9 protein-coding genes are annotated in these 12536 nt (G+C 64.3%); 2 read left to right on the plus strand and 7 right to left on the minus strand.

Annotated elements, in window-relative coordinates; translation table 11 throughout:
* Positions 1–210: 210 nt before the first annotated feature.
* Together glgX and treY are read left to right on the plus strand one after the other, a co-directional pair.
* A complete protein-coding gene (gene glgX, locus VIQ49_RS17800; RefSeq protein ID WP_331887076.1) occupies positions 211–2580 on the plus strand; it encodes a glycogen debranching protein GlgX in 2370 nt (789 codons plus the stop codon).
* A 31-nt stretch (positions 2581–2611) separates the two neighbouring features.
* Positions 2612–4933, plus strand: a complete 2322-nt coding sequence (treY, locus tag VIQ49_RS17805; RefSeq protein WP_331886960.1) for a malto-oligosyltrehalose synthase — start codon at positions 2612–2614, stop codon at positions 4931–4933.
* 39 nt (positions 4934–4972) lie between these two features.
* On the opposite strand, the gene VIQ49_RS17810 is transcribed toward treY, so the two are convergent.
* The 7 genes from VIQ49_RS17810 to VIQ49_RS17840 are packed head-to-tail and all read right to left on the minus strand — an operon-like array spanning position 4973 to position 12536.
* Entirely contained in the window at positions 4973–5737 is a 765-nt protein-coding gene (locus tag VIQ49_RS17810) for a hypothetical protein (protein WP_331886962.1), read from the minus strand.
* 56 nt (positions 5738–5793) lie between these two features.
* Positions 5794–6951 carry an MlaD family protein gene (locus VIQ49_RS17815; RefSeq protein WP_331886966.1) on the minus strand — a complete coding sequence of 386 codons (1158 nt, stop codon included), beginning with the start codon at positions 6949–6951 and terminating at the stop codon, positions 5794–5796.
* A gap of 9 nt (positions 6952–6960) precedes the next feature.
* Complete coding sequence (locus tag VIQ49_RS17820) at positions 6961–8124, minus strand: MlaD family protein (protein WP_331886968.1); 1164 nt, start codon at positions 8122–8124, stop codon at positions 6961–6963.
* Positions 8121–9230, minus strand: a complete 1110-nt coding sequence (locus tag VIQ49_RS17825; protein WP_331886970.1) for an MCE family protein — start codon at positions 9228–9230, stop codon at positions 8121–8123. Before VIQ49_RS17825 ends, VIQ49_RS17820 begins: the two co-directional genes overlap by 4 nt.
* Positions 9224–10228 (minus strand): MlaD family protein, encoded by a 1005-nt coding sequence (locus VIQ49_RS17830; RefSeq protein ID WP_331886972.1) that lies wholly within the window; start codon positions 10226–10228, stop codon positions 9224–9226. Before VIQ49_RS17830 ends, VIQ49_RS17825 begins: the two co-directional genes overlap by 7 nt.
* Positions 10225–11247: an MCE family protein gene (locus tag VIQ49_RS17835; protein WP_331886974.1), complete on the minus strand. Its 1023-nt coding sequence runs from the start codon at positions 11245–11247 to the stop codon at positions 10225–10227. Before VIQ49_RS17835 ends, VIQ49_RS17830 begins: the two co-directional genes overlap by 4 nt.
* Complete coding sequence (locus VIQ49_RS17840) at positions 11244–12536, minus strand: MlaD family protein (RefSeq protein WP_331886976.1); 1293 nt, start codon at positions 12534–12536, stop codon at positions 11244–11246. The genes VIQ49_RS17835 and VIQ49_RS17840 overlap by 4 nt, the downstream gene beginning before the upstream one ends.

Consider the following 12536-nt stretch of genomic DNA (forward strand, 5'->3'; position numbering starts at 1 on the left):
TCCGCTCCGAATGCCCACCGGCCCCCGTCCCAGTAGGGTCGTGGACATGAACAATCGAGGGTGCAGATGACGACGCCTGACGGTGGTGCGCTCACGGATGACAGCCGCAGCGCGGTGCCCACCGACGCGAGTACACCGCAATCGGACACACCGGCAGCCGCCGCACCGGTCAACGGTGGTGCGGCCTTGCACGAGGAGATCGAAGACCTGATGGTCTGGCCGGGTATGGCCTACCCGCTCGGTGCCACGTTCGACGGCACGGGGACCAATTTCTCGCTGTTCTCCGAAGTCGCGACCAAGGTCGAGCTCTGCCTGATCAGCAAAGACGGCACAGAAACACGCATTGAACTCGAAGAGGTCGATGGCTACGTCTGGCACGCCTATCTGCCCACGATCTCCCCAGGGCAGCGGTACGGCTACCGTATCCACGGTCCCTACGACCCCCGCCAGGGCCTGCGGTGTGATCCGTCGAAACTGCTGGTCGATCCCTACGGCAAATCGTTTCACGGTGACTTCGACGGCGACGCCTCCCTGTACTCGTATCCGATCGCCCTCGATCCCCCAGCGCCCGAGCCGGATACAGACCAATCCGAGGACGAGGAACAGATCTCGGTCGAAACCGCCTCGGCAACAGATGAATTCGTCATCGAGTCCGCAGCCGATACCGACGTCCCCGTCGCCGGCACCGTGGCCGAACTGCTGACCGACGACGAGGCCGAGGTCGAGGTGACGGCCGCCCCCGACGACGAGAGCGACGCCGACTCCGCGGATGAACCGGAACCCGAGGACAAGCCGGAATCCGACCCGGTGGACCCGCTGTTCGGTGAACCGCCACGCCTGGATTCGTTGGGGCACACCATGACGTCGGTTGTGATCAACCCGTTCTTCGACTGGCAGCACGACCGGGCACCCAACCGCCCGTACTACGAAACGGTGATCTACGAGGCCCATGTCAAAGGCATGACGGCCACCCACCCCGAGGTCCCGGAACAGCTCCGCGGCACCTATGCGGGTCTGGCGCATCCGGCGATCATCGACCACCTGACCAACCTGGGTGTGACCGCCATCGAACTGATGCCGGTGCACCAGTTCCTGCAGGACCAGACCCTGCTCGATCAGGGACTGCGAAACTACTGGGGTTACAACAGCTTCGGATTCCTGGCACCCCACGCCGACTACGCGTCGAACAAGCGGGCCGGTGCCGCGGTCCCCGAGTTCAAGGCCATGGTCCGGGCATTTCACGACGCCGGTATCGAGGTCATCCTCGACGTGGTCTACAACCACACCGCAGAAGGCAATCACATGGGACCGACCATCGCCTTCCGCGGCATCGACAACGCCGCCTACTACCGGATCGTCGACGACGAACCCTGGGCCTACATGGATTACACCGGAACCGGCAACAGTCTCAACGTCCGGCACCCGCACACCCTGCAGCTGATCATGGATTCGCTGCGGTACTGGGTCCTTGAAATGCATGTCGACGGATTCCGCTTCGACCTCGCCTCCACCCTGGCCCGGGAACTGCACGACGTGGATCGTCTGTCTGCGTTTTTCGATCTCGTGCAACAGGATCCGGTGGTCAGCCAGGTCAAATTGATCGCCGAGCCGTGGGATGTCGGCGAAGGCGGCTATCAGGTGGGCAATTTCCCCGGCCTGTGGACCGAATGGAACGGCAAATACCGCGACACCGTGCGCGACTACTGGCGGGGCGAACCGGCCACTCTGGGCGAGTTCGCGTCCCGGCTCACCGGTTCATCCGACCTCTACGAGGCCACCGGCCGCCGGCCCAGTGCGAGCATCAACTTCGTCACCGCACACGACGGATTCACGTTGCGGGATCTGGTGTCGTACAACGACAAACACAACGAGGCAAACGGCGAGGGCAATCGCGACGGCGAGAGTCACAACCGGTCGTGGAACTGTGGGGTCGAAGGCCCCACCGATGATCCCGTGATCGAGACCCTGCGGGCCCGTCAGCAACGCAACGTCCTGGCCACCCTGATGTTCAGCCAGGGCACACCGATGATCGCCCACGGTGACGAGATCGGCAGGACGCAACACGGCAACAACAACGTCTACTGCCAGGACAGTCCGATCGCGTGGATGGATTGGACTCTGGCAGAGGAGAATTCCGAACTCCTGGAGTTCACCAGCCGGGTCATCAACCTCCGCAAGTCGCACCCGGTGTTCCGGCGGCGTCGGTTCTTCGCCGGCAGGCCGGTTCGCTCCGGCGACGAACCCCGCGACATCGCCTGGCTGACGCCGTCGGGTCAGGAGATGACGGGTGAGGACTGGGACAGCGGATTCGGCAAGTCGCTGGCGGTGTTCCTGAACGGATCGGCCATCGGCGAGAAGGACATTCGCGGGCGGGTGGTCCAGGACAACGACTTCTTGCTGTGCTTCAACGCGCACTACGAGCCGATCGCGTTCCACCTGCCGACCACCTTCTATGCCGAGGAATGGGCGGGTGAACTCGACACCGCACATCCCCTCGGTGACAGTGCCGTCGTCGCCAAGGCCGGAACCCCGGTGTTGGTCACGGGCAGGTCGCTGCTGATCCTGCGCAAGGTGAGCTGATCACCCCACAACAACGCACCGGAGGTCGCCGATGATCTTGCCGCTCAGTGCCACGTACCGACTCCAGCTGAACAGCGGTTTCACGTTCGCGGACGCGGTCGACAACCTCGATCACTATGCCGCCCTGGGTATCAGCCACCTGTACCTGTCGCCGATTCAGACCGCCCAGGAGGGCTCCGAGCACGGGTACGACTGGGTGCCGCCGCCGGCGGTGTCCCCCATCCTCGGTGGCATCGACGGACTGCGGACGCTACGAGCCGCCGCTGCCGACCGTGGCATCGGACTGATCATCGACATCGTGCCGAACCACACCGGAGTGGAAGACCCGCGACAGAATCCCTGGTGGTGGGACGTGTTGCGGTTGGGCGCGGCGTCGGACCACGCGAGCTACTTCGACATCGACTGGTCACCGGAAAACGGCGCCGACGGCAAAATCGCTCTGCCCGTGCTGGGTTCGCCCGACGACCTGGACGCGCTGGAGATCGACACGTCCGGAGCGCAGCCCGAACTCGCCTTCTACGACCACCGTTTTCCCCTCGCGCCCGGCACCCACACCCCGGGCGACACGGCTGCGGCGGTGCACAAACGGCAGTCGTATCGTCTGGCGCCCTGGAACATCGGCGTCATCGGGTACCGCCGGTTCTTCTCGGTGAACGGTCTCGCCGGTCTGCGGCAGGAAGATCCGGCGGTCTACGCGGCGACGCACACCCTGGTCCGGCAGCTGGTCGACGAGGACCTGATCGACGGTATCCGGGTCGATCATCCCGATGGCCTGGCCGATCCGCAAGGGTATCTACGCAACCTGCGTGAGGACATCGGTCCGGACCGCATCCTGCTCGTCGAGAAGATCCTCGCCAGGGGTGAGCCACTCGATCCGTCACTCCCCGTGGACGGCACAACCGGATACGAGATGGCGCGTGTCATCGGCGCCCTCCTCGTCGACCCGAACGGCGAAGAGCCACTGGGTGATCTACATCAGCGGTACGCCGGCGACCGCGGCGATCACCGGTGGCTCGAGGCCACCGAACGTCACCTGAAATTGTCGATCCTGTCCGACACGTTCCCCGCCGAACGGTCACGTCTGCGGCGCACTCTGCTGGCGTCCGCCACCGATGGCGCCGCACCATCGGCTGCCGACCTGGACTCCGCGATCGGTGCGGTCATCGCTTCCCTCGGCGTGTATCGCAGCGACTATCCGGTGCTCGCCGGCACGCTGGAGTCGGTGCTGGCCGCGGAGAAGCAGCGCTTGCCCGCGCTGAGTCCGGCCTTCGACCTCATCGCCGAGGCCGTCGCCGGCGATGCCGAGGCCCGGGCCCGCCTGGCGCAGGTCTGCGGCGCGGTGACCGCGAAAAGTGTCGAAGACTGCCTCTTCTACCGAACTGCCCGGCTGGTGAGTCTGCAGGAGGTCGGCGGAGATCCGGGTACGTTCACCGACTCTCTCGACGACTTCCACCGCATCAACATCGAACGAGCCGGCGCCTGGCCCCGGGCCATGACGACCCTGTCCACCCACGACACCAAACGCAGCGAAGATGTGCGAGCCCGCATCGGTGTCCTGTCCCAGGTCCCCGAGCGTTGGGCCCGGCTGGTGGATCGATCACAGGCCCGCAACCCCGCGCCCGGCGGTGTCACCGGATTGTTCCTGCGGCAGAACCTGTTCGGCGTCTGGCCGGCGGATGGCGTCATCACCGGCGACCTGCGGGGCCGGTTCCACGACTACGCCACGAAAGCGATCCGGGAAGGGGCGGTCGGCACCACCTGGACCGACGTCGACACCGCCTTCGAAGCGGCAGTCCATACGTGGATCGACAACGTCTTCGACGGACCCTGCTCAGAGGACCTGACCGACCTGCTCCGCGAGGTGCGGTCCCATGTCGAGTCCGACGCGCTGCTGCAGAAGGCGCTCGGCATGCTCGTCCCGGGTTTCCCAGACGTCTATCAGGGCACCGAATGGTTCGACGATTCACTGGTCGACCCGGACAATCGCCGCCAGATCGACTACACCCGGTCCGTCGATCATCGCAAGGTCGCGATCGTGCGAACCGCTGCGGCGCTCCGCCGCCGACGTCCAGAGGTGTTCGTCACCGGCGACTACCACCCGCTCTCGGCCGACGGCCCCGCGGCCGACCATGTCATCGCCTTCGGACGCGGACAACCCGGAGCCGGTATCTCGGTGATCGTGACCGGGTGCCGACTGACCGCGCGTCTGGATCAGGACCGATGGGAACAAACAACATTGGAGCTCCCGCCCGGCACCTGGCGAGACCTGCTGACCGGAAGCGATATGACCGGTACCGTGGCAGCGGCACGATTCGGTGAGTCGGTGGCGATACTCGAACGCATCCGCGACTGACCGGTCGACGGAGGCAGCGGGCTCGACACCGACTCCCTGTCAGCCGCCGGGTGCGGGTGCGGGTGCAGGCTCTGTGGTGGGGGCGGGAGCGGGAGCGGCCGGATCTGCACCGGAGCTCGACGGACCCGGATCCATCTGGGAGACCAGCCATTTGCCGTCGTGCTTCTCCAGGGTCAGCTCGAACATCCCCAAGTTGGTCACCGGGCTGGTCGCAACACTGCTGGTTCCGGTGATCTCCGCGACCACCAGGGTGGTGGCCGAGTCCTTGGTATTGGACACCACACCCGACGACCAGATCTCCGGTGTGATCTGGAGTTGCATCGACGCGATGTCGGTCTGCGTCTTCTCCCGCTCGTTGAGCAGGTTGTCCCGGAAGGCACCGGTGGTCAGCGGCGACATCCGGTTGACGTACTCACCGGCCGTCGTGGTGTTCATCGAATCGAGCAATTGGGTGACGAAGTAGTCGGAGGCGGCCTTCGCATCCGCGGCCGCGTCGAGTTCGGCCCGATCCGACTTCCAGTTCACGCCGAAGAAGATCACGGCGCCGATCAGTGCGATGACCACCACGCCCGCGAGCGCCTTGCCGACGCCGGCGACGCTGATGATGATCTGCTTGCCGCTCCTCGTGTTCGAGTCACTCTCGACCCGTCCCGGAACCGGAGCTGCCGCGGCCGATGCGTCGGCGGCCGACGCATCGATGACTGGCGCAGCCGATTTGCGTCGCGCCTTACCGCTCGGCTTCTTTGCCGTCGAAACGCACTCGGCGGGCACACCTTCGGATTCGGGATTGTCGTTCTCGGCCATACGGCGTTTCTACCTCATCACAATCATCGGACGGCGGAGCGTGCTGCTCTCGCACCTCAGCCCAGCGGGGCGGTACGTGCATTCGGATCGAAGTTCGGGGGTGGCCCGGCGGTGTCATCGCCGGGCGGACGTGGGGCGTTGGCAGCCCCGCGAATCTGCTGTGTCTCGTCCTCCGTCACGCAGTACAGGTTGACCGGAACCGAGGACTCCAGGATCTCGGTCGGCGGTTCCGGCAACACCGGATACTCGCAATACGGACGTGGATAGATCGAACCGTAGGCCCACCAGGCACCGTCATGGAACATCGACTGCGCCGTGATCGAACCGTCGCGGATCGCCGGGAACAAATTCACCAGTGCCGGCGCCCGCAGCGCTCCCTGTTCCGCGATGTCGAGGAACTGGGTCAGCACACCGGTCAGCGGATCGGTCAGCTGATTCAGCGATCCACTCAGGGTTGTCAGCTGTGCCGGCGCCTGACCGAGGAACGTGCGCAGCTCCTGATCAGAGGCGACAAGCGCATCGATCAAGCCGGACACGCCACCGGTGAGGGTTCCCAGATCAGGCTGGACGTCAGCTGTCGTCTCCAGGATCGTGCCGGTGTTCTGGATCAACTTGACCGTCTCCGGGAGCACCCGGTAGAGGTCGGTGAAGATCACGCCGCCGGCATTGAACAACGCGCGCAACTGATTCTTGCCACTGCTGTCGAGCGCGATGTCGAGCTCGTCGATGGTGATGCCGAGTTTCTCCGGATCGATCTGCCGAACCACGTCGAGAGACGACTCGAGCAACTTCGGAAACGCCACCGTCGACGACGTCTGCGTCATCGACACCGTGTCGCCGTTCGAGAAGTACGGGCCCTCACCGGTGCTCGGCTGAAAGTCGACGTACTGCTCACCCACCGCGGACAACCCGAGCGCCGCTATGTGCGAATCCTTGCTGATCTTGTACTCGGAGTCGATCACGACGGTCACCTCGACCGCGGTCGGGGTGGTGCGGATCTGCTCGACCGTACCGATCGGGGCGCCACGCAAGGTGACATCCGATGTGTCTTGCACACCACCGGAATTCGCGAACTCGATGGTCAGTTTGTAGTGGTCGTCGAGCGGCCGCCATCCCAGCACACCGAGACTGAGATAGCCGACGCCGACGAACATCACGAGCACCAGGGCGAGGTTCGAGAGCAAGATCTTGTGTTTGAGCAACCAGGCTGTCATCGCGTCCCCTCACCCACAACATCCGCGAGTGCCGGTCAGACGAGCCAGCACCCTGGTCAGGGTCTGTTCCAGGCTGTTGACACCATTGGTGAGATCCTCCATCTCGGGAAGCCTGCTGCGGGAATCGAATCCGAATCCGGGTGACAGATACCAGACCCGCGCCGACACGGTCGCGGCACTGCCCGGGGTCGCATCGACCCACTTCGGGGTCAGGACCTTGAGCTGGTCGGCCAACGGACCGAGCTCGCCGGCCGCGCGACCGAACGCCTCGACATCCACCGCGAGGTTGTTGGCCAACTGCACCGTGTTCCCGCTCTGACTGTCCAGGAAATCGTTCAGCGCGTCGGTGACCGCCTTGGTCTTGTTCATCGTGGTGACGATCGACGGAATCTGACCATTGACCACTGCCAGCGCCGGACCCACCGTGTCGATCGACGCCACCAGCTCGGTACGGCCGTTGGCCAGATCGGTGGTCACCCCGTTCAGCGACTCCAGCGCGGTGTCGATCTCCTCGGTGTTCATCGCCAGGCGGCTGACACCGGTGGTCAGGCCCTCGATCACACCGGTCAATTCCGGCGACTTGCCTCCGATCGCATCGGAGAGCTCGTTGATGATCTCGGTCAGGTTCTTGATCGCCCCGCCGTCGACGAACGCGGTTGCGGTCACCAGCAGGTCCTCCACCGTCGCGGCCTCGGACATGTCACCGGTCAGCGTGTCGCCCGACTGCATCACCGCCGCCGAGGTGGCCTCGTCCGGTGGCAGCAACGCAACAAACACATCGCCGAGCGGAGTTGCCTGACGGAGCTGTGCGCCGGTGCCGACCGGCAGCTCGATGTCCTTGCGCACGAGCATGGTGACATCTGCCTTGTAGTTGTTGGCGCTGATCGACTCGACCAGGCCGACGTCGTTGCCGTTCAGTTTCACCTTCGCGCGCGAGGGCAGGTTGAGGGCATTGCCGAACGAACCCTTGATCTCGTAGCCGTCGCCCACACCCCCCGGTGCGGGCATCGGTAGCTGCTCGATGGTCAATCCGGGAATCGCGCCACACCCCGACAACAACATCGTTGCCGCGAGCGCGGCGATCAAGGTCGCCCGCAGTCGCGCTGCCGTCCACTTCTGTCCGGTCCGCCGCTGTCCGGTTCGCCTCTGTCCGGTCCGCTTCACGTTCCTCATTTGTTCAGCTCCACCAGCGCCGAGAACACACCGAGGTCCGGTCCGAAGTCCTTCAACTTGCCCGTGCGACAACCGTCGGCATGCAGGTTGATCGCTTCACAGAAGGTCGAGAGCAACTCGTTGTCGAGCAGCGACTTGTCCACCAGAAGCTGTGCGCGCCAAGCCCCTTGCTCGGTCGACACGGAATTGGCCAGGTTGTCGAACGCCAGCGGTGCGACATCGATCGTGTCCACCAACTGCCGCGAGTAGTCGCTCAGGTTGCTGATCAGCCCGGCCAGCCGGCCCATCGCGCCACTGAGCGTCGAGGTGTTCGTCTCCAGGAATGTGGCGGTGTTGTTGAGGGTCTGGTTGAGTGCCTCGAGTGTTGCCTGCAGACCGGGTGACTGCTCCCCCAACATCTGCGACACCTCGGTGAGCGACGCGGAGAACGCGGTCATCTTCGGATAGTTGTCCACAAGCTCGGTGGTCAATGCTGACATGTTCTTGATCACCTCGACCAGGGCGTCTCCGTTGTCGACACCGACCTGCGCGAACTTGCTCAGCTCCTCGATCGCAGTTTTCATCCGCTGACCGTTGTCGCCGAAGATGCCGGCCGAAATCGTCAGCATGTCGCCCAGCGGCCCGTTGCCGTCCGGATCGGATTGGAACTCCTGGACCAGGTTGTCGACCGAGTCGAACAGCGTGCCGATCTCGACCGGCGCCTTCGCCTTCGCCACGGTGTCACCGTCTTTGAGCTTCGCCCCCTCGGCGTACGTGGGCGACAACTCGATGTGCCGGGTGGTCACCAGCGAGGTGTTGATGATCGCTGCGGTGGCATCGGCGGGAATCGGGACGTCCGTGTCGACGGTGAACTCGACCTTGACGTGTTCACCCTGCGGGGTGATGGACAAGACCCGGCCCACCGGCATCCCGAGCACCGACACGTCGTTGTCGACGTACAGGCCGGCGACGCTGTCGAAGTAGGCCGTCAGTTTGATCGATTGTCCCGCAGCGTGTTTCCAGCCCTCGGGGATCAGCGAGCAGCCCGAACCCACCAGAGCGGTGGTGAGGAGGACCGCAACAACGATGATCGTCCGGCGCAGTTCTGACTTCGTTCGGTTCAGCATCCGGGCACCACATTTGCTGCGCAGAGCCAGTTGTCCGGGAACAGGCCCCATGGGAGATAGCCCATCGCGTAGGGACCCGAGCCGGTGGTGTTCGCGATCGTACGGACCGTCAGCGGCAGCACCTCGAGGAGGTGACGCAGGTTGTCCCTGTTCTTCTCCATGCCCTCCGAGATCGTGTTGAGGTTCATGACCAGCGGGGCGAACTCGTTGTTGTTCTCGACCGCCAGCGCCTCCATCTCATTGGACAGCTGGGCGACGCCGTCGAGCAGACGGACCACCATCTCCTGCCGGGTGGCGATCTTCTGGGCCAGCAACTGTCCCTGCCCGACGATCACCGACAGCTGGTACTGACTGCTGTTGATCACGTCGGTCACGGTCTCTGTGTCCTGGACCAGCAGGTTGATCTGATCGGTGCGGTCGGTGATCACCTGCGACATCTGGGTCAGCGCATCCAGTGTCTGCCGGGTGACACCTGGCGCATCGGCCAGCTGCTTGTTCAGCGCGTCGACGCTGTCGGCGAGGTCGCCGGCGTTGATGTCGGCCAGGATCGGCGTGCCACGCTCGATGGTCTTCTGCAGGTCGTACGGCACCTGGGTGTTGGGGATTCGGGGGCCCCCGAGTTCCTCGGTCGAGTCACCAACCTTGAGGTCGATGAACCGCTGGCCGAGCAACGTGGATAGTTTGATCTCCGCCGAACCGTCGACCATCACCTCGACGTCGTTGTTGACCTCCATGTCGATCTTGACGTGATCGCCGGCCAGCTCGGTGGACGAGACCTCACCGACATCGATACCCGCGACCCGGACCTTGTCCCCCGCCCGGATGCCGCCGGCCTGGGCGAAGTCACCGGTGTACTCACGTTTGCCGATGCCCGCGTCCGACAGCATGAAAGTCGCAAAAACGATGACCAGCAACACCACCGCGCCGATCACACCGAGCCAGGTGTACCGGTTCTTGTGCCAGCTCGCGCGTGCGCGATCTGAATTCAATGCGCTCATCGGCACACCGCCGAGTGTTCGCTGCCACCGATCTGACTGATCAACCCCGGCGGGAACAGAACCCCGCCGATGGACACGTCCAGGTCGCAGGCATAGATGTTCAGGTACGTGCCCTGCCCCAACGCCATCGGGAAGTGCACGAGGAACAGTGGGAGGTCGATGGCCATCTGATCGAGCTTGGAGCCGACTCCGATCAATTCGCTGGTGGTGGTTCTCAGATCGGTTCCGATGGTTTCGACATCCGGACGGATCTGACCGATGAGTCCGCCTAGACGGTCGGTAGCGCTGCCGATGCTGTCCACCGCCGCGCCCAGCGCGGGTGAGTTGGAATTGAGGCCCTCGATCAGTCCTGCCAGATTGTTCACGAGCTCCTGCATCTGTTCGCCCTGCTTGCTCAGATCCCCCATCACCGCACTGAGGTTCGTGATGACGGCCGCGATCACCTGGTCGCGGTTGGCGAAGTCGGCCGCGACCTCGCCGACCTGCGCGATCGTGTAGCTCAGGGACACTTGATTGCCCTGGAAGGTCTGGACCAGACTCTCGGAGAGCTGATTGACCTGCTCGGGCTCGAGGGTGTCGAACACCGGCTGGAACCCGGCCAGCAGCGCTGACACATCGAAGGAGTCCTGCGACGGTTCCTGCAGAGTCGATCCCGCCTCCATCGGCTGCTGCTCGGCGGCATCCTCGACGAGTTCGAGTCCGAGATAGCGCTGCCCGATGAGGTTCTGATACTTCACCGATGCCCGGGTGTTGGTGAAGATCGATTGATCGTCCTGGACCTCGAACTTCACCTCGGCGCGGTTGCGGTCGAGCTCGATCGACGCCACCCGACCCACGCGGACTCCGGCCATCCGGACGTCGTCACCTTCGTGCAGACCGGACACGTCGTTGAAGTAGGCGGTGTACTTGGCCGTCTCACCCGGGACCGATCGCTCGAGCGTCGACCAGATGGTCCAGGTCAGCACGAGCGCGAGAACGGCAAAGAGGCAGAATCCGATCAACGGCTTGCGGTAGCTCATCCCTCACCTCGCTGAACCTGGACGGACTGCACCAGTGGACCGAGCATCAGCGTGTCGGCAGCGGACGGCTCGCGTTCGAGCGCAGCCTCCAAGGTCTTGTTGTCGCTGGCGGTGGTGACCACACCGGGCTGACCTGTGGATCCACCGTTCGTGTCGGTGGTCGCACTGGCCGGGGTGATCGCCAGCGGTCCCGAGTTGGTGGGGCCGGTGCCGGTGCCGGGTCCGGTGCAACCCGGCCCGCGGGTGATGCCGTATTCACCGCCGTTGTACACCGGGCAGTTCTGATGCTTGTACATCTGGAACGGGCTGAAGCTGACACCGATGTTGAGCAGGGGCTTTCCGTTGGTTCCGGTGAACACCGTCAAGACCTTGCCGGCGAGTACGTTGAGCGCGCGCAGCCCCTGGGGCAGTGCGTCGGCGTCCACGGCGATCGCTCCGGTCATGATGTTGAGGTCGTTGACGATGCGGATTCCACCGTCACCGTTGCGGGCGAACAGCGTCTGGAGCCCGTCGATCATGCCCTGCGCGGCGGTCAGGGTGCTCACGAGTTCACGCTGACGCTCGATGATCGTCAGGGAGGGCACGACCGCTCGTCCCATCGCGTCGAGCAGTTCCGGTGTGGACTGCTCGATACCGCGCATCGAGGAGTTGAAGTTGTCGAATCCCGGCGGCGCGCCGTCTGGGAACTGTGCGTTGATCTGGTCCCAGTACTGGTCGAGTGTCCCGACGAATGCGCTGAACACATTGCCGCCGCCACGTAGCGCCTCGGCGATGGTCGCCAGGACGCGACCGATCTGTTCCGGTGGCACCGCGGTGAACAGTTCGCGGAGTTCGTTCTGCACCGACTGCAGGGCGATCGTCTCCTTGGACTCATCCGCGGCGATCTTGCTCCCGGTCGAGAGGTGACCGGTGGGTTCGGTAGGTTGGATCAGCTCCACCGAATTCACACCGAACAGGTTGCTCGGAACCGTGCGGGCGGTCACGTTGGCGGGGATGCCCGGCGCCTGCTCCGGGATGATATTGATGTTCACGTCCGACGCCGTGGTCTCGGTGGCGTCGATCGACGTGACCACGCCGACGATGAGCCCGTTGTAACGCACATCGGCCTGACTGACCAGACCGTCCCCGATGTCCTCGAGACTTGCGGTCACCTCGACCTTCTCGTCGAACGCACCCTGGTATCGCAATGCCAGTACCGCCAGTATCAGCACCAGAACGATGACGAAGGCGACGCCGCGCAGAAGGTACTGCGTCGCCGATGGATTACGCCCGGTTGTGTCTACCTGCAT

Origin of the sequence: Williamsia sp. (assembly GCF_036566845.1) — a bacterium.
Taxonomy (GTDB): domain Bacteria; phylum Actinomycetota; class Actinomycetes; order Mycobacteriales; family Mycobacteriaceae; genus Williamsia.